The 17,931-nt window shown below is 66.3% G+C and carries 15 protein-coding genes; 2 read left to right on the forward strand and 13 right to left on the reverse strand.

Annotated features, from left to right (window positions below; all coding sequences use genetic code 11):
- Positions 1-27: 27 nt before the first annotated feature.
- A complete protein-coding gene (locus AC07DC_RS09825; RefSeq protein WP_478913546.1) occupies positions 28-399 on the forward strand; it encodes a hypothetical protein in 372 nt (123 codons plus the stop codon).
- A gap of 152 nt (positions 400-551) precedes the next feature.
- Here the strand turns inward: AC07DC_RS09825 and AC07DC_RS09830 are convergent, their stop codons facing one another.
- The 3 genes from AC07DC_RS09830 to AC07DC_RS09840 form a co-directional block, all read right to left on the reverse strand.
- On the reverse strand, positions 552-1,388 hold the full coding sequence (locus AC07DC_RS09830) for a hypothetical protein (RefSeq protein WP_478913547.1): 837 nt from the start codon (positions 1,386-1,388) through the stop codon (positions 552-554).
- A gap of 158 nt (positions 1,389-1,546) precedes the next feature.
- Positions 1,547-1,759, reverse strand: a complete 213-nt coding sequence (locus AC07DC_RS09835; protein ID WP_478913548.1) for a DUF397 domain-containing protein — start codon at positions 1,757-1,759, stop codon at positions 1,547-1,549.
- Positions 1,759-2,604: a helix-turn-helix domain-containing protein gene (locus AC07DC_RS09840; protein ID WP_478913550.1), complete on the reverse strand. Its 846-nt coding sequence runs from the start codon at positions 2,602-2,604 to the stop codon at positions 1,759-1,761. The genes AC07DC_RS09835 and AC07DC_RS09840 overlap by 1 nt, the downstream gene beginning before the upstream one ends.
- A 222-nt stretch (positions 2,605-2,826) precedes the next feature.
- On the opposite strand from AC07DC_RS09840, the gene AC07DC_RS09845 reads away from it, so the two are divergent.
- Entirely contained in the window at positions 2,827-3,465 is a 639-nt protein-coding gene (locus AC07DC_RS09845; RefSeq protein WP_478913551.1) for an ATP-binding protein, read from the forward strand.
- Positions 3,466-3,552: 87 nt separating this feature from the next.
- Here the strand turns inward: AC07DC_RS09845 and AC07DC_RS09850 are convergent, their stop codons facing one another.
- The 10 genes from AC07DC_RS09850 to trmB all read right to left on the reverse strand — a co-directional run bounded on the left by AC07DC_RS09850 (position 3,553) and on the right by trmB (position 17,928).
- A complete protein-coding gene (locus AC07DC_RS09850; protein ID WP_478913553.1) occupies positions 3,553-4,323 on the reverse strand; it encodes a DUF6339 family protein in 771 nt (256 codons plus the stop codon).
- Positions 4,320-5,246, reverse strand: coding sequence for a hypothetical protein (locus AC07DC_RS09855; protein WP_478913555.1), 927 nt, complete (start codon positions 5,244-5,246; stop codon positions 4,320-4,322). The genes AC07DC_RS09850 and AC07DC_RS09855 overlap by 4 nt, the downstream gene beginning before the upstream one ends.
- The gene (locus tag AC07DC_RS09860; RefSeq protein WP_478913557.1) at positions 5,243-7,204 is read right to left on the reverse strand and encodes a hypothetical protein; all 1,962 of its coding nucleotides are present in this window, start codon (positions 7,202-7,204) and stop codon (positions 5,243-5,245) included. Before AC07DC_RS09860 ends, AC07DC_RS09855 begins: the two co-directional genes overlap by 4 nt.
- A complete protein-coding gene (locus AC07DC_RS09865; protein WP_478913559.1) occupies positions 7,201-8,184 on the reverse strand; it encodes a PD-(D/E)XK motif protein in 984 nt (327 codons plus the stop codon). The genes AC07DC_RS09860 and AC07DC_RS09865 overlap by 4 nt, the downstream gene beginning before the upstream one ends.
- Positions 8,185-8,231: 47 nt before the next feature.
- On the reverse strand, positions 8,232-10,874 hold the full coding sequence (locus AC07DC_RS09870) for a Z1 domain-containing protein (RefSeq protein WP_478913561.1): 2,643 nt from the start codon (positions 10,872-10,874) through the stop codon (positions 8,232-8,234).
- A 118-nt stretch (positions 10,875-10,992) separates the two neighbouring features.
- Complete coding sequence (locus AC07DC_RS09875) at positions 10,993-11,481, reverse strand: very short patch repair endonuclease (RefSeq protein ID WP_478913562.1); 489 nt, start codon at positions 11,479-11,481, stop codon at positions 10,993-10,995.
- A 61-nt stretch (positions 11,482-11,542) separates the two neighbouring features.
- Positions 11,543-12,643 carry a DNA cytosine methyltransferase gene (locus tag AC07DC_RS09880; RefSeq protein WP_478913564.1) on the reverse strand — a complete coding sequence of 367 codons (1,101 nt, stop codon included), beginning with the start codon at positions 12,641-12,643 and terminating at the stop codon, positions 11,543-11,545.
- 1,651 nt (positions 12,644-14,294) lie between these two features.
- The gene (locus tag AC07DC_RS09885; protein ID WP_478913566.1) at positions 14,295-15,305 is read right to left on the reverse strand and encodes a hypothetical protein; all 1,011 of its coding nucleotides are present in this window, start codon (positions 15,303-15,305) and stop codon (positions 14,295-14,297) included.
- Between the two features lie 181 nt (positions 15,306-15,486).
- Positions 15,487-16,935, reverse strand: coding sequence for a PrsW family intramembrane metalloprotease (locus AC07DC_RS09890; protein WP_478913568.1), 1,449 nt, complete (start codon positions 16,933-16,935; stop codon positions 15,487-15,489).
- Between the two features lie 108 nt (positions 16,936-17,043).
- Positions 17,044-17,928, reverse strand: coding sequence for a tRNA (guanosine(46)-N7)-methyltransferase TrmB (trmB, locus tag AC07DC_RS09895; protein ID WP_478913570.1), 885 nt, complete (start codon positions 17,926-17,928; stop codon positions 17,044-17,046).
- Positions 17,929-17,931: the final 3 nt, after the last annotated feature.

The following is a 17,931-nucleotide window of genomic DNA, read 5'->3' on the forward strand; positions in this document are numbered from 1 at the left end:
ACCGGCACGGCCACCGGGCTGCGCGCCGTGCTGGCTTCGGTGGCCCAGCGGGGGTTCTGGCGACCGGACGATCTACTCGACGAGCTGACCGCCGGGCATCGGTCGCGCAGCCCCGAGCTCGCGGCCGTGGCCGAGGAGCTGCTGGCCGGAGTGCGTTCCGTTGCCGAGGGACAGGCCCGCGCGGCGGTCCGTGCCGCCGGGATCCCGGACCCGCTGTGGAACCGCGACCTGGTGACCGACTCCGGCCGATTCATCGCCTGCCCGGACGCTTACTGGCCTGACGCCGGTGTGGCCCTGGAGGTTGACTCCAAGGAGTGTCACTTCCAGGAGGCGGACTGGCAGCGGACCGTCGAGCGCCGATTGCGCATGGAACGGCACAGTGTGCGGGTTGCAGCGTGAGCCCGAAGAGCGTCCGTACCAACCCGGCGCTTTTCACCGGAGCGCTCGTCGCCGTCCTCGCCGAAGGCTTCCGGGCGGGCCCGCCCGCCGGGGTACGGGTCCGCTGACCGCCCGGTTGGCCCGCTACTCGCCACCAGCGGGTTAAGCCTGAGTCAAGCCATCGCTGCGGACAGCGCGGCCCGCACCCGCGCCCGTCCGTCCCGCGCGACGGACGGCGCCGGGCCCTCCGGCGTACGTTTCCGCTCCTGTCGCGCACACGACGAGCACCCGTCCGCGCCGACCGCCAACGGCCGTCCGCACTCATCGCACTCGCGACGCCCACGCCCGAGCTCGGCCGCCCTCACATCCGGCAGCAGCTTCCGAACCAGCCGCGCCGCGAGGAACCCGGCGGGCGCGAACACCTGCTTCGGCAGCCCGGCCGTCAGCATCTGCGCCAGCACCCTGTCCGGCACCCCCTGCGCCCGCCACTGCGCGAACAACGGCAGCAACGGCCCGGCCTCCGCCACCCCGACGGTCAGCCTCGGCTCGATCCGCGCGATCCGCCGAAGCAGCGCACCGTCCGCGTCCGCGACCTCGGCGGGGGAGGGAGGTACTTCATGCCCCGTACTTTCCCCCGAAGGGGTATTTCCCGGGTCCCCGGCGTCCGGCTTCCTGGCCACCGGTACGACCTGCGGGTTCTGCGGCTTCTGCCGGTCCTCAGGGTTCTCGTATACGGACGTCCGCGTTGTGACGCGCCCCGTCTCCGGATCCTGCACGCGCTCGACGACGTAATACCCGCACGTCTTCAGCTCGTCGAGCGCGTTGGCGATCTGCTGCCGCCCCGTCTTGCACAGCGCGGCCAGCTTCCGTACATCGATCCGCTCGCCGTCGAAGCGGGAGAGCAGGTACCCGAGGACGCCACGCGCGGCGAACGACAGCCGATTGTCCTGAAGCGCCGCGTTGTCGATGACCGTGTAAGCGCGACGGTGCGCGCTACGATGAATCTGCATGGGGAGCTCTACATCTCCTGGTGCCGGACCCCGGGGCGTTGGCGCGCCGCCGGGGTCACATAAGTGCGTATGTGATGTCACGCACTGTAGCGCCAACGCCGGGCATCCAAACCCCCGTTCACCCTAAGAGTGATCGACGCGGTCCACGCTGGCCCTGCCTACTCCAAGCCACCTTCACGCACCGCACGTATGAAGGCTCCCCAAGCATCGGCCGAGAAGCGAAGTACCGGCCCACCGGGATCCTTGGAGTCCCGCACGGCGGCGCCGCCGCGGATGGGTGCGGCTTCCACGCATTCGCCCCCTGATCCATTGCTGTAGCTGCTCTTGCGCCACCGCGCTTCGGAGACCGGTTGCTGGGGGTTGGTGCTCATCAGGAGTACTCCTTCAACAGTTTCTTGATCAACACAGCCGAGCGCGGCGGGCTGGACGCAATGGCCCTCAGATTGTCGAAAGCCTTCGTGTACTGACTGACGTCGTCCGGCGTCTCCAGGTAGATGGCGTCTGTCAGTCCATCCCGATACACGACATCGGGGTCCTCCTGCTCGGGGAAGCCGAGAATCGTGAACGCTCCCGTGGCGGGATAGGTCCCCGCGTCGAATGCGATGACCTGCAACGTAACGTTGCCGAACTGACTTACTGTCAGCATACGTTCGAGCTGATCGCGCATCACTGTGCGGTCGCCGACGATGTGTCGCAAGGCGCTCTCATGAACGATCAGCCAGAGATCGGGAGCGTTTTCGCGGGTCAGGAGGGCCTGCCGCTCCATGCGCACGGTCACCATCCGCTCCAACTCGTCGTCGCAGAGTTGATTCGTTGCGCGATGCAACTCAGCCGCATATTGCGGTGTTTGCAGCAGGCCTGGCACGAACTCGCACTGGTACTGGCGCAGGTTGGCGGCGTCCTGCTCTAGGCCTACGTATACCGAGAACCATGGCGGCACGGCATCGCCGTGGGCGTGCCACCAACCCCTGACCTTCGAGTCCTTGGCCAGCCCCTTCAGGAACTCGCGCAGTTCATCGGCGGTTGCGTAGTACCGACAGAGGGCATCGATGTCCGACGGCTGTACGCGGCCATTCCCCGTCTCCAGCCGGTTGACCTTGGAGCCGCTCCAATCCAGCGCGCTCCCCACCTGGGCGCAGGTGAGGTGGTTGTCCTCGCGGAGCTTCTTGAGCTCGATCGCCAGACGGCGACGGCGGGCAGTCGGCGAACCGGCCACTGGTACCTCCCTCTCAGGGCAGATCGTGATCAGTCTTCCGAGGCTTGGAACGCGGCGGCAAGAAGCTTTCCGCAGATCCACACTCCCGGGCGCCGTTCACTCTTTCGCGGCACATCCCGATGTGCACATTGCATGGCGGGATGCGTGCTGCAATCCTTCCAGTGCAGTCACGGCGTGCTCTACTCCGGGCACGCATGGTGATAACAGGGAGGGCTGATTCCCATGCGCCGCTACCGAGGCAACCACCGCCCACGAACGTGCGTGCTCCCCTTTGGGGGTGACCCGGGCGAGATCGCCGGCCTTCGCCGCGTCGTCCGGCTCCAACTCAAAGTCTGGGGAAGCGACGAACTGGCTCATCCTGTCGCACTCGCCGCCACGGAACTGGCGGCGAACGCGGTCAACCACGTAGGTCTCGGCGCCCCAGCCACGCTCGTTATGCACCTGGACGACTACACGCTCCGCCTCGAACTCCACGACGCCAGCCCGCAGTTCCCGGCAGCGAGCGAGCCGTCACCCGACGACGAATGCGGTCGCGGCTTACTGATCCTTGCCGCGGTCGCCTCGGACTGGGGTTCGACGCGCACGACTGCGGGAAAGTTCGTCTGGTGCGAGTTCGCCCTCCCGAAGAGCGGTCAACGCCGACGCCTTCAACGTGCCTCCGTCGCCTTGGAGTCCTACGCCTGCGAATTCGGCATGCCGGTACCGCTGACCCGCGCTACACCCGTCTTGGAGGAAGCCGCGACAGACCTGATCGCCGACCTCCTCTGCTGGCTCACCGTCCAGGGTCTCGACCCAGACGATGTTCTGGACCGCGCGCAGATGCACTTCGAGGCCGAATCGGCTGAGGCGAAGCTTTGCTGATCAGTGATGCAAAGCTGGATGCATTCCTTCTGGAGTTTGGCGCCGACGCAGCTTACTGGGGTGAGGTGCCCCGATAGTGAAAGGTCATCACAGCGACGTCTTGGCCTCCAACCGGAGCATGCGGACGAGATGGTCGAGCTCCGGCTCCGAGAGTGAGTCGACGTCGAGAAAGGCCGTCAGACGGAGAAGGCGGATGAGGCTCTCCCGAAGGATGGTGCGCGAGGTCACCCCACCGTCGCCGGTTCGTTCTGCGTCCCTTTGGCCACGAACGACTGCACGGACGAGTGCTGGGGATGCAGCGATGGATCCACGCCTCGCCATGATCTGATCCAGGTCCGCTTCCCCTAGGACGGGTAGAAGTCCGTAAGGCTCCGGAACCCGAGGCTCGCGCAGGACATGAGCGCGTGTCCAGAGCCGGGCCAGCGCATGGCGCGTGAGGTCCATGCCCTTGAATCGGTCTGCCAGGTACCTTCCTTCCGCATTGGCCGGCCATCGCCAGACGCAGACGTCGGGAAGCAGTACCAGCGCGAGGAAAGCCCACACCTGACGCTGCGCCGCCTCTCCGGGAACCATGAGGCTCTGCTCATGAAGGATCCGTGCCGTCCGCTGGTCGAATGCGTTGCGTTGGGCGCCGCCGACAGCATTGGGAAAGCCTTGTTCCTGAGCTGCCGCCAGGATCGCGTGGCGAAGGTCGTCGAGTTCATCGCGGGTGACCCGCCTGCCGCCGGTGGCTGCGAACACCGAGCGCGGAGAATGACTGGCGACCATCTTCCCGTGCGTTCCGGTCTCTTGGCCCTGCAGCTCCGCGAACAGCCTGTCGGACTCTCCTGGGAGCAGCCTGGGGTACAGAACACTCATCGGGCCGCCTCCCGGGGAAAGCCGACTCCCTTCTGGACGTGGGCACGGAATCGCGAGGGATCACCCCTGCGGTCGTCTCGGAGCCGTTTGATCGCCAGCGCAGGGGTTTCGGTCGGGTTGGCGAGGTAGATGCGGACGAGGGATCGGACCAGGCCGGCCATCGTCATGTCTCCCTCCGAATCCCTCGCATCCTGATCCTCGTCGAACGCTTCGTCATCCAAAGCTCGGCCCACGAGGTCGGTCACGATGTCGATGCCCAAGGTGTCCCACAGCAAGCCGGTGACCTCGTCCTTTTCGGCTTCGAGGGCCTTCTGAATCGCCGTGTTGTCCGTGTTGAGAAGCACCAGCAGGCTGCCCATAGCGGCTTGCTGCCAGTCACCGCCGTCCATGCTGACGTACCAGGCTGCGCCGTGCGGAAGTCCGGCTTCTGTAAACGACACAGGTGCGGTGGGCAGCAATCCGGCTGCACCCTCCAGGTGGACTCTGGCCTGGTCGTTCCAGAGGATCGACCCGGCCCGGTACGGCACGAAGGGCTGATCCGTCTGAATGTCTTCGGCGAGTTCGAGGATGGTCTCGATGGTGAGGAAGCCGCCCAGGTCTGCTCCCTGTGCGGTCATCTCGATGACGGTGACGTTCTGTCGAGTGTGTGTGGGCAGAAGCGTCCGAAAGGCCGGATAGCGCAGTCGTGACGTGGACGGCCAGTACCGGCCGCAGAGTCGCAGCGGCGCGCTATCGGGGAGCCCACAGTCCTCTCGGATTCCAGCTAGATCCAAGTGCACGACGCGCGCGAGCGTGAGGTCTGTTGTGTAGTCCCACGTCGGCAGTGCGGCGGGGAGAAGCCGGCCGGTTGCCTCGTCGGTCCGCCAAGGTTCGGCTTCGATGCGGTTCAGCGGCCGACGGTACGGCCACGCCTGCACACTCATGCCTGCCCCGTCACATCGATGTCGAGAACCACGTCGGGGACTGCGTTCACGATGAGTTCGACCTCTGCAAGGCCTTCGGCGTGGTAGAAGACCTCACCTGGAACGATGTGCCCGCCCGCGAGCCGCCATCCGTAGACCGTCGGCTTGATCGCGCCGATCGGGGAAGAGTTCTCGGTACCGCCCTCGCCGGTCACGACCTTGACGTACCCCTCGTTACGGCCCGAACCGTGCAGCCTCACCTGTTGAACCAGCACGGGCCGTCCGTCGAGGACTTCAAAACGCGGCGAGGAGACCAGGGTCGGCCGCCGGGTCGCCGTCGTACGAGGGCGCGGCCCGTCCGGCGACACGCCCCCAAGCGGGGTACCGGCTGCATCCCCCTCATGAGCTCCGTCCCATGGTCTTTCACCGGGCGACGGCTCTTCGTGCTCACCGGCGACCGCCGTCTCCGCCATCGACTGGCCAGGCGTGACCGAAGTTCCTGGACGTGGAGCGATGTCGATGACTGCTGTACCGGTGCCTCCAGGGCCTGCCAACAAGTGTCCTAGGCGCTGGGCGACGGAACCGACCGAATAGTCCCCGACCTTGAACGCCTTCTTGGCCGTGGCTCCGCTGATGGAGTCACAGCGTTCCTTGAGTCGTCGACCGAGGGTCCGCACGAAAGTCGCCTCGTGACCCTTCAGCTGTTGATAGGCCCAAGCATCGTGTGTGGGCGGCTCGGAGCGCGCAAAGACCGCATCGAGCTCGTCGGAGACCTTGAAGACACCCGCATAGCCCACATTAGGATTGGGACGCTCAGGGCCTTCGACATATCTCGTCACGAGCTCCGGACCACGGATCAAGCAGACATGGTGCGGCGCCCCTTCGATGCCCAGGTCGCGGGCCGCAGGTGACGTCACGGTCGCCGCGTAGGTGTACTCGTAGGCGAAGTCGCCCAGTTCCTTCTGCGGGCGAAGACAGCTGAGCACCTCTCCGCGGCCCATGGCCGTCTTGCGGTAGGCATCGGCGAAGAAGGCGAGTGTCGGATCGGTTGAAGAGCTCGGAACTTCGATCTCGACTCCGTTCGCAGTGACGGCGACGGACATCCGGGCTTCTCGTTCCTTCAACATGATCGGCCAGAGATTCCACGCCGCCGCGTCAGCCAGGTACGTGCCGGCGTCATTGGTGTTCATCTCATCGGCCGAGTCGCTGTCCGGCAGCGTCGGATCGGAGAGGTCCGGATCGACGATGATCACCGTCGTACCGGTGTCCTCTCCGCTGAACGAAGGAAGACCGAGGCGCCTCGCCACATCGTCCGCCGCTTCGTCGACGAGCGGTTCACAGTGCTCGTTCCCAGCCTTCCCCCACCAATGGCGGCCGGTGTAGTTCAAGCCGTCGAACAAGAAGGCCTTGCGGATCGCAGCCCCGATGAAGCGCGACCGCAGCGTTCCGCCTTCGTCGCGAAACCGGGTGTAGACGAACGTGCATCCCACCTTGGATGCGAGGTAGAAGGCACCCTTGCCGTAGCCGAAGGTTCCTCCGGTCGTGCCCTGCTGGTCTCCGTCTCTGTCCCCGCTGTTGAGGACGAAGCGAAGCCATTCGCGCCGAGTGCTGTACTCGGCGTCCGAGCGTGTGGGGCCACCGAGCCCTCTGGTCCCACGGTCCGATACGGCGAGGTACCGGATCGAGGAAGCCTGCCCGAGCCTCTTGAACGCTCCGCCGGCATCACCCGCCTGAGGCACACCGTCAGCGAACAGCCGCCGCCACTCTCCTATGTGCGCAGCTCCGACGGTGCTCAGATCGAGGCGGAACCGCACGACGGCCTGGTCACCACATCTTGCGTCCCAGGAATTCTGTGCGGCTTCCCGCACCAAGATCGTCAGACGGGACAGCTGAGGCCGGCCCAGCTGACCGAGCAGCCCGTAGGCGGTGATGCCTCCGTCTGCCCGGAACGGTTGGGAGTACCAGGTGTACGCATTCAAAAGTCGGATGCCAGACGGTCGAGAGCGACGATTCGGTCGGCTCGGGCGGGAACGTTGTCGAGGTCGACGAGATACTCCACTCCACCGACACCAGTGGGTACTGCGCCCTCGGAGAAGCTGGCCGGGACGATTCTGGGGAAGGCCTCGCCCACGTGGTACCAGCGCTCGTCCGTCGACTCGAAGCGAGTGTCCGCCACGACGGCGTGGACCTCCCCGGTGATACCCAGAGGCGCGAGGCGCGCGTCCAACACGTCCACGGCGTCGGCCTTGGCTCGGCAGGATTCGACGATGTCGAGAATCGATCTGGCCTCCTGGCCTGCGGAGACCGCGACGCGAAACCATGCGAGGTGCAGAGTACCGCCCGCAGGGACCTCCAGCTGGTCCACACCGTGGATTCGGACGATCCGTCCGCCTGCCGACGTGGACGCCTTGACCTCGATCGCGTGGTGAGTGCTGCGGAAGTCCTGGGCGCAGCCCGTCGGTCCCTGCCAGGCATCGGCGGCCGTGGATCTCATGTCCAACAGTTTTTCCAGAACGGTGAGTTCAGCGAAGAGCCCGGCAAGGCGCGGCACCGTCCATCGACCGGTCTGGCCCCCAAGCAGGAGACGCCAAGAGTTGAGGGTCTGAGCGATACGGAAAGGAGATCCATGCGGCTCGGCGGCCACTCTGGCGCAGACGTCGGCGACGAGCCCGGTGAAGACACCGGTGAGGTCGCGACGCCGGCAGAGGAGGTCCGCGAAGCGGACCGGCAGGTCGTCGACGAGCAGCACCCGACTGGTGAGGTGCACGCCGGCGCTACGCCGGTCGTCGTCCAGCCGCTGAGTCGGCGCGATCGGAACGAGCAGGTGCCGCATGCCATCGGCGTCCCGCCCGAGCCTGACCAGGCCGTGCGACGTGGCGATCTTGAGCTCCGCGGTCAGCATGAGGTCCGGGGAGCCCGATCGAGACTCATCGTCCAGCCGCGCCCACAGCAGTTCCAACTTCTCCCGCAGTTGGGCGGAGAGGGCGGAGATGTCCGGCGGTGTGTTCACGCGCCTCCCTCTGCGTCACCGTCGAGGTCCTGGTCGAGCACGGAAACGTCCTCGGAGTCGTCCTCGCCGGCCGACGGGAAGACCTGGCGCAGATCCGCTGCGACGTAGTCGTATTCGACGACCGCGTCCCCCTTGCTCGGGCGAGGGAAGATCAGGGCGGCACCCCAGACGATGTCCCCCGGGGCGTCGAGCGGCGCGCGGCCTTCGATCTTCTTCTTCTCCCCGTTCTGCTTACGCACCGGAACCTCAGACCTGGCATCGATCGGGTAAAGGAGGACCAGGCCCCGCTCGGGCTGCTGTTGAACCCTCAACTCCTGAAGCGTGGTCCGGTTCACAGATTCTTCACCATGAGGGATCTTGAGGTCCAGTGCCTCGTCTCGGGAACCGGTGAGCGTCTTGATGTCGGCAACGTCGTCAGAGGCACTCGCGGCCAGACGTGTACGGGTGACCGGCGCGACGGTGATGCCGCCGGGGAGCGAGAGCGGAGTCGAATCGTCCCCGACGGCGTTCCCGATGACACCGACGTTCCAAGACGAGAGTGCTCCCTTGTCGTTACGTCGGCGGATGTACTCCCGCATCAGATCGGCCGACGCCTCGACCGACTTGGGGTGGAACTGATAAGCGTCGATGAAGTCGAGCACGTGGTCGATCGGCACCTCACGCCACAAGGCCCGGCCGGGCTTGACGGTCTGGTCCGTCCGACCCTCTGCAGAAGCCACGTTCAGGAACTTGAGGACCGCATCTGCGTTACGCGCATGCCATTTGAAGGCATCGTCTACAGGCAGACACGGGAAATAGTGGGTCTCGACGAGCTGCCCACCATAGGATGCCGCCGTGCGAACCGCCGCGCCTGCCTTGGACGGCGCCGTCACCCGCATTTTCGGGTGGCACCGGATCCGGACGGCGAGATCGATGGGCGACTTGTGTTCCGTGAGGTAGCGGTCGATCTCCTTCCGCATCTCCTCTTCGACCGTGGCCAGGTGCATGAACCAGCGCCGGGTCTCGTCAGGCATGAAGATCCTCGGCAGGTCCTCGTAACCAGGCCGATAGCCGAACCAGCGGCCCATCTGGAGCAGGGTGTCGTACACGTTCGAGGAACGCACGAAGAAGCTGACGACCAGTCCTTCGAGTGTGAGTCCTCGAGAGAGCGTGTTCCCGCCGACAGCGATGACGTTCACCGGCCCGGAGTCGTAGTCGAGTCGGTCGTTGCTCCGGTAATGGTCCATTACGATCTTGGTTGTCTCGACCACCCCGTCCAAGTGGTCGAGCACCTCCTCGAAGCCCACAACGGCGATTCCGAAGCCGGCCGGGTCGACCCTCGCAGACTCGTCTTCCCAGAGCAGCCGAAGTTCCTCGAGCAGCACGGAGTCTCGGCCTGCGAGGCCGAGGGCCACCTCCTCTCGCAATGCGCCGAGCGGTGCTCCGTAAGAGTCGTGGACGCGGGTGTCGGAGTGCGCGTGAACCAGCATCGAGGAGTGCTGGTCGCGCTGACCCCGTGAATGCCGAACGGCCGTGGCCAACCAGAACCAGAGCGTGGCGCGGCGCAGAGACTCAGTGATCGCCGGCGCGAAGCCTGCGACAGCGCTCTGCTTCTTAGGACGTAGATCGTCGAGTTCACCGTCAGGAATGGTCCTGATCATGTCGAGGCCGCCCGGCACCTCGGCCGGGTCCTCCCCGTCGAGAGGATGACGGCCGAAGAGAGTCTCCGGCCCCTGATAGGCCTCGCCTCGGGGGAGGCTCATGATGAAGTCCCGAGGGTAGAAGTCCTCGTGGTCGAGCGGGTCGGTCAGCAGGTTCGCGAACGGGGTCGCCGTGTAGCCCACGTAGCAGACCTTCGGAAGACGGGTGATCACGTCCCTGATGAGGGGGTTGATCCGGCGGGTCGCCAGCGTCGCTTGATCCGCCTCGTCGTCGATGATCAACGTCGGACAGTTGCCCAGCTGCTCCTGTGCCTGCTCGAGCCAGTCACGCAGCTTCCGGAGGACGACTGCATTCTTCTTGACGACCAGTAGAAGCGTCTGATCCTTCGAAGCCAGGAACGACTGAGCGTTCGGCGGCGGAACGAAGTCGTGTTCCGTGCTCGTGATCTGATGCCACGACGGCTTGTTCAGGTTCACCACGTCGCGGATGAGCCGCGCCTGCGTCTGACGTCGCAGAGAGTTGTGAATCCCGGACAGGACGATGAACATCCGATAGCCCCGGTCTGCGGCCTTGCAGACGACCCCGGTGAAGTTGCTCGTCTTGCCGGACTGCACATGCCCCACGACGAGTCCCCGCGAACGGAACGCGGGAGCAGCCGGATGATCGAGCATCGCGACCACCCGAGTGGACGCCTCATCGATCTTCTGGGCCGCATCCGCCCCGAGCGAGCGACGGAGAATGCCCTCGAAGGCTGGCCAGTTCTTGTCCTCGGCCCGAGGGCCGGTGTACCAGGGCAGGGCGTTCTCGCGCCCGAGGGCCAGCGGTTCCCGCAGACTGGCAATGCGAGTGGTCTCGACGTCGTGCCGCCGCAGGAGCTCCTCGATCACCTTGTCAGGCACGAACAGGTCGCGGAGCTCCTGTGTCACCTCGTGAGGGAGCGCTGTGTCCAGTCTCGTCTGAAACCGCTTCCAGGCGGCCTCGATGCGCGGATCTTCCATGATCGCTCCTGCTGCCCGGAGCCGGCGAACGTGGGGCAACCGTGGTCCGACTCGACGAAGACTGGTCCGGATCAAACGATACTGAGGTGCCGTGACAAATACCTTACAGTCGCCGACGTCAGCTTGATCGTCTCCGTGCAGCGGCCTCGGCCATCATGGCGGAGCGGTGTCTGTATGCCTCGAGGACACGCTTGGCCGCGTCTTGGGTCTCCTCATGCTCCCAGATGCGCAGAGTCTCCCAGCCGGCCTCGACGAGCAGGCGATCCGTCTCCGCATCGCGTTCGCGGTTTACCCGCACCTTGTCGGCCCAGTAGTCGGCGTTCGTCCTGGCTCGGGTGTGGTGTTCAGGGCACCCATGCCAGAAACAGCCGTCGAGGAAGACCGCGAGCCGGACTCGCGTGAAGACCAGGTCGGCAGTACGTCGAACGGCGGGCAGCGGCCGGGCGGACACTTGATACCGAAGCCCCGCCGCATGCACGGAACGCCGCAAGGTCAGCTCGGGACGTGTGTCGCGGCCCTTGTTGGAGCGCATGCTGCGACGGACACCCTCGCTCGACGCCCATGAGGCGCCGGCATCAGCCGACTTGGGGTGGGCTCGCTCACCCATGATGTGCTTCCTCTCCGGTCGAAGAGCGGCCCGGCTCACGCCCCGTCCGTTCCTGTTTGCGTCAGGACAGGCGCTCGCCGATGTGTCGGGCCAGGGCCTCGGCCATCTCCACAGGCACGGCGTTTCCGATCTGCCGACCGATCTCGGTCTTCTTCCCACACCACTTGAAACTATCGGGAAACCCCTGGATGCGCGCCGCCTCGTAGTGCGTGATCGCGCGATGCTCCACCGGATGCAGGTAGCGGCCCTTCTCCGGCTTCCAGAACTCGGTCCGGATCGTGACGGACGGCCTCTCCCACCGGAGTCGGCCCATGACGTCGCCGGCACCCCCGCGGAATCCCCGCCAGCACGGAGCTTGAAGTGCGAAGGGGAGGTTGTGGCGATTCCCCCCCTCGGGGATGGCCTCGAACCTCCTGCGGGAGAGATCGATGTAGTTCCGGGTGATGTGCAGCTCTGGAGCCGAGTAGGTTCCGGGGACCACTCCACCGAAGACCTTGAACTCCCGCTCTGTCGGGAGATCTACGTGCCCATCCGGCACTGTCGCTTCGATGTCCCCGATGGCATCCTTCACCGACCGCCATCCGGCCTCGGCGACCTGCACGCCGGGCAAGAAAATCTGATCGACGTCCTTACGGGTACCGATGATGATCGTGCGCTTCCGGAGCTGAGCGGATCCGAAGTCGGTCGCACGGAGTACCGCCGCATCGATGCGATAGTTCTGCAGCAGCTTGCCGCGGCCCAATTCTTCCCGAAGAGACTGGAATTGGTGAGTTTTGAAGAAGCGGTCGACGTTCTCCATGAGAAACGCCTTCGGCTGCACTTTGTGCAAGGTCTCTACATAGCGCTTCCAGAGATCATTGCGTTCATCGTCGTCACGCTTGGAACCGAGGTTCGAGAAGCCCTGGCAAGGAGGCCCGCCGGTGATCACATCCGCCTCGGGGAGATCGCCTTGAACCCATTCGGCGATATCCCCTTGGAAAATATGATCCTCGCCGAAATTTGCGGCATACGTGGCAGCGGCGGCTCGATCCAGCTCTACAGCGGCCACTGGCTGGAAGAATCCCGACCTGCGAAAACCTTCAGAGATTCCGCCGCAACCTGCAAACAGGTCGATGACCCGGTACGGTGCCGCCGCATCCGATGAATCGCGAAGACTCGCCACCCCTGATCGACCTCCGATGAATTCGCTACGGCAGATGTCTCGAGCGCTACTGAGGAAAAATAGCGATTTTAAACAGTGTACCGGATCAACGCCGGCTCCGGCTACCATGTCACCCGATCGATCGAACTCGCCGTCTCGTCGTACTTCGGCGGCCGACCTCAGCGACATCGACGTTTACCCCTAGTCCCTCCGACTGCCGCAGGCAGAATGTCCTCAGCGAGACTACCGACACCTGAAACTCGGTTTGGGGAATAAATGCAGATCCGAAATCTTCACTGGCAGGAGTGCCTGCCATCTCTTACGTAGGCATGGCGTGGCCCGTCCTGCCCGGGCTCAGTGATCGGGAGGCCGATGATCATCAGACGGAGTCGAAGCTCCCGGGCTCATCTGTCGAGGAGGGGGCTGCTCAGCACACTTGAGGCGGGCCACCTAGGCGCAAGCCGTGCGCTCGTTCGGGATCGACGGCCGAAGGAAAGAGCAGTCGACACGACGGGTGGCAGCGTTACCGTCCTGGTGAACCGACGCGCGGTGTCGGCTGCGCCAGCAGGCTGATCGGAGAGCCGGAAGAACCGACGAGCAGCGAAGGCGGAAGGATCCTCGTCCGCGATGCGGCGGACGAGACCGCTCGAACGAGGCCAGTCATAGGGATGGGCAGGGATGCCACCGCAGATGGCACTCCTCGCAGAGTGCGGGGCTTGCGCACCGATCTCGTCTCGTCGTTGCCGTCGTTGCCGTCGTTGCAGTGCGCAGGCCTCGCCAGGTGGATCCCCGAGGCTGCCGCGAGCGGTCAGACCAGTGACGCTTGCGGAGTACGCACGAGCGGCCGATCGCGCCGAGAGGTCCTGGGCGGAACCCCTGGTCGACTCAAGGCGCAGGGGCGTGGACGGAGCCGCCGACGGATGCCACTTACGCATCCTCGCCGGAGTCTCGGTTGCTCCGGCCCGGAGTCACGGCCGCCTGGCTGCCCCTGCTCTCGAGCGTCGATTCCGAGAGTGTCGATTACGCCAAGCTCGGACATTCGAGGGCGAGGACCCTTCCCTCGCCAACACCGTCCTCGTCGAGTCCATGGAAAATCCTCATCCGGAATTCTTGACGAGTGGTTGAAGCCGCTCCTCGATCAGGCGATCCACTTGCGATGAAAACGGGGTGGCCGAACCATGCGTGATTTGAAGAATTTCCCTTGCGGTTTGCTGTGGAGGCGCATTTCTGATGTCAAAACAGACACAAGAACTGAAAGGACGATTTTCGGACAGTCGAGCGCGGACTCGACACCCCCTTCATTTGCAATATCGATGTCCTCATCGAGGAGATCCCCGGCCGATCAAATTCAGTGGAAGGAGTTCAGGGTCGTTCTCTTCGATGGATTTCGCTATGGTTTCAAAGTCCACCCTGGGGCTCGACGTGTCATCCATGGTTGCGATTCCGGCGACGCTCTTAGGCGAATTGTCGAAGACCTCACGGTATGCCGATTTCTCTTCGATATCCGATGTCGCGAAAGAAGTCGATACCATCGTCGTCGATCTCATCCAATTCAAAAATTCAGAAGGTCGCACTGGCGAGCGTCTCCGGATTTACCTCCGTCTCTGTCCGCGGAATCGTCGTGGGCTCCCAAATGGGTTTGAGATGATTGCATTCGATCTGTGAGGCTGGACTAACAGGTCCCCGGCCGGCCGCAGTGTTCGGCGTACGGGGCCGGGGCGCCGCACCAGCAGGGGGTGTTGCGCGGCGGGGGCCAGGGGGTGGCGTGGCCGCGGGCGGCCAGGGAGGTGGCGTAGGCCGCGGGGAGGGACGGGGTGGCCGGGGGCAGGGACTGGGCGCGGGCGTACGCCTCGTACGTGGGGAGGGTGGCGGTGACGACGCCGAGGTGCGGGGCGCCCGTCGCGGAGAGGGCGTGCAGGGCCTGCTCGACGCTGCGCAGGTGCTCGGGGTAGCTGCCGTAGTCGGCGGCGAAGATCGGGTACCGGGTCAGCAGCGCGATGAGTTCGGCCTCGGGCCAGTACAGGACCGCCAGCGGGTAGGGGCGGGAGAGGGCGGCGCGGTGGTCGGCGAGTTCGGTGCGGAGGCGTTCGATCTCGCGGCGGACCTCGGCGGGGTCGTCGGAGCCCAGCGACCAGAGGCGTTTGGGGTCGTGCAGCTCGTCGAGGGGGACCGGGGCGCTGTGGACGTAGTCGGCGAGGTGGTCGCGGTCGTCGTGCGACTCGCCGAGGAGCCGGCGGACACGGTGGCGGATGATCAGGATCCGGCGGGCCTCGTAGGTGACCTCGTCGGGGGTGAGGAAGTGGTCGGTGGCGTCCTCGAACCATGCGGCGGCGGCCGGCAGGTCGTCGTGGACCTCGAAGGTCTCGCCGATGATCTGCCACGGCGCCAGGCTCGCCGGCGCCTGGGCGCGTACGGCGTCGGCGAGGTCGCGGGCCTGTTCCTCGGCGCCGGTGTCCCAGAGGGCGGAGGCCTTGAGCGCCTGGACGAGGGCGGGGTCGGAGGCCGAGTCCGAGGAGGCGGGGTCGAGGAGTTCGTTGTAGAGAGGCAGGGCCTCGGCGGGGCGCTCGGCGAGGACCCACTGTGCGGCGGCGGCGAGGAGCAGCTCCTCGCGATCGTCGGGGTGCTCGGGGAGTTTCCGCAGGAGCCGCTCGGCCTCGGCGGCATATTCGTGCTGCTCGGACATGGTTGGACGCTACTGCGATGTGCCGTCGCAGGCCAGAGTGCGGGCTTGGGCGCGAGCCGAGTACGGGTCGGGCGCGAGTCGGGTACGGGACTGGTGCCGGTCGGGTACGGGTGGGGTGCGGGTCGAACACCGGCCGGACGCGGGTCAGGTACGGGCCCGGGTGCGGGGATCGTCGTGCGGGTCAGATGTTCTGGCTGCCGTACGGGGGTGGTTGCCGGCCGTAGTACGGCGGCCCGAGCTGCTGGGGCCCGGGGTTCTGCAGCCCGTAGTGCTGGCCGTACTGGCGCTGCGGATACGGCCCGTACGGCTGTTGCTGCTGCCATTGCCCCCACGCCGGCGGCACCGCGGGGCGGGTCGCCCAGGCGGCGTGGGTGAGGGCGGGCTGCGCGACGTCCTTGCGCTGCCAGAGGTGGTGGAGGAGTTCCTGTTCGCGGGCCACGAAGTGCGGTCCCGCGGTGCCGCGGGCGGCGGAGGCGCGGAGAAAGGCGAGGTGGGTCGCGAAGGCGATGTACTCGCGGACGGTACGGGCCGCCGCGTCGCCGTGCGCGCGGCGCGCGGCCGCACGGGCCACGCTGCGGGCCTTCATCGAGGCGAGGGCGACCGGTTCCGGTGGGGTCAGCCAGCCGGCCATCGCGTAGACGGGGAGCTGGGTGCGGATGGTCCCCAGCTCCTTCGACCGCGACCAGATGGCCAGCCACACGACGAGCGCGAAGACCGGGATCATGATCGCGCCGTACATCGCCAGGAAGCCGAGCGGGGCGAGCGAGGCCGAGCTGTTCCAGACGCCGTGCAGGACCATCGCGAGCAGCCAGCCGCCGATCGGGGCGAGCCAGCGCCAGGGGCGGCCGGGCCGGGTCATGGCGGCGATGGCGAAGCCGGTGCCGGTCATCGCCGTGAAGAGCGGGTGGGCGAAGGGCGTCATCACGACGCGGACGAAGAAGGTCGCCGCTGTGGAGGACTGCAGGCCGGAGGAGCCGTAGGCCTGGTCCTCACCGAAGGCCGAGCCCAGGTACAGGATGTTCTCGGTGAAGGCGAAGCCGGTGGCGGTGAGGCCGGCGACCACGATGCCGTCGACGATGCTCTCGAAGTGCCGGCGCCGGAAGAGGAACAGCAGCAGGATCGCGGCGCCCTTCGCGGTCTCCTCGACGAGCGGGGCGACGAAGGTCGCGCCCCAGGTGTCGGTCTGGGACGGGCTCGCGGTGAAGGTCGTCGCGAGGAGCTCGGTGGCGTACTCGTTCGCCAGTATCGCCACCAGCGTCGCGGCGCACGCGCCCCACGCGAAGGCGAAGACCAGGTTCTTCCACGGACTCGGCTCGACCCGGTCGAGCCAGATGAACGCCCAGATCAGCACCGGCACGGGCAGGATCGACAGGGCGAGGCCGACGAAGAACCCCTCCGTGCCTATCTGCTGCCGCACCAGCGCCAGGATGATCACGCCGCACAGCGCGAGCAGGGTGAAGAGGGCTCCCGCACGGACCGCCTTGCTCTCCCAGAAGGCACGGCGCGGTTTGTAGTGCCACTGCTCCGGAGCGGTGGGAACGGTGGTGAACGCGGGCGCCTGCTGAGCGTGGTCTGGGTACTCGGGGACCGGGTGGTTCGAGGAGTCGGGCGAATGCGAGTACGAGGACACCAGTCGACAGTACGGGGGGAACGAGGGTGTGCGCGATGCCCTTCCCATTACGTCTTCGCGTGCGGTCCGATCCGACCGTTCCGGATTCCGCTTAGCTCTCGGCCGGGCTTAGCTGCGAGTGAAGAGCAGGTCATGGACGACGTGGTCCTTGGCCAGTCCCTGCCGCTCGAACTTGGTCATGGGGCGGAAATCGGGGCGCGGGGCGTAGCCGTCGCCGTACTGGTTGGTGAAGTCCCGGCTGCCGGAAAGCACCTCCAGCATCTGTTCCGCATACGGTTCCCAGTCGGTCGCGCAGTGCAGGGTCGCGCCGGGGCGCAGCAGCGGCGCGACCAGGGCCAGGAACGCGGGCTGGATCATCCGGCGCTTGTGGTGCTTGGCCTTGGGCCACGGGTCCGGGAAGTAGATCCGCAGGCCCGAGAGGGACTCGGGCGGGAGCATGTCGCGGAGCAGCACGATCGCGTCGCCGTTGGCGACCCGGACGTTCGTCAGGCCGTACTGGTCGGCCAGATTGAGCAGATTGCCCTGGCCGGGGGTGTGCACGTCGACGGCGAGAATGCCGGTGGCCGGGTCGTCGGCGGCCATCCGCGCGGTGGCGTCACCCATCCCGAAACCGATCTCCAGGACGATCGGCAGGCTCGGGTCGCCGAAGAGCTTGGCCAGGTCGAGGGGGGAGCCGTCCAGCTCCACGCCCCACTCCGCCCAGTGCCGCTCCAGCGCGCCGGCCTGCGCGTCGGTCACCCGGCCGCGGCGGGCGTGGAACGTCCGGATCCGGTGTTCCTCGCGGGAGCCCGCCGGGTCCGGGGCCGGACCGTCGGGGAACTTCGCGGGCCGCGCGGCGGGGCGGCCGGCGGAACGTCCGGACGGACGGCCGGCGGCGCGGGCCGCGGGCTCGACGACCGCGTCCGGCACCGCCAGGACGGCGGGCTCGGCGCAGGCGGCAGGCACCAGGGACTCGGCCACGGGGGTGCTGGGGGGCGGGGGTGAACTAGACACGAT

This window comes from Streptomyces sp. NPDC045021, assembly GCF_056432645.1.

What these genes read in the sequence shown, in the direction of transcription:
- AC07DC_RS09830 (WP_478913547.1), bottom strand. Translation starts at nt 1,388, where the DNA reads ATGCAGATTCATCGTAGCGCGCACCGTCGCGCTTACACGGTCATCGAC.
- AC07DC_RS09835 (WP_478913548.1), bottom strand. Translation starts at nt 1,759, where the DNA reads ATGAGCACCAACCCCCAGCAACCGGTCTCCGAAGCGCGGTGGCGCAAG.
- AC07DC_RS09845 (WP_478913551.1), top strand. Translation starts at nt 2,827, where the DNA reads ATGCGCCGCTACCGAGGCAACCACCGCCCACGAACGTGCGTGCTCCCC.
- AC07DC_RS09850 (WP_478913553.1), bottom strand. Translation starts at nt 4,323, where the DNA reads ATGAGTGTTCTGTACCCCAGGCTGCTCCCAGGAGAGTCCGACAGGCTG.
- AC07DC_RS09855 (WP_478913555.1), bottom strand. Translation starts at nt 5,246, where the DNA reads ATGAGTGTGCAGGCGTGGCCGTACCGTCGGCCGCTGAACCGCATCGAA.
- AC07DC_RS09870 (WP_478913561.1), bottom strand. Translation starts at nt 10,874, where the DNA reads ATGGAAGATCCGCGCATCGAGGCCGCCTGGAAGCGGTTTCAGACGAGA.
- AC07DC_RS09875 (WP_478913562.1), bottom strand. Translation starts at nt 11,481, where the DNA reads ATGGGTGAGCGAGCCCACCCCAAGTCGGCTGATGCCGGCGCCTCATGG.
- AC07DC_RS09885 (WP_478913566.1), bottom strand. Translation starts at nt 15,305, where the DNA reads ATGTCCGAGCAGCACGAATATGCCGCCGAGGCCGAGCGGCTCCTGCGG.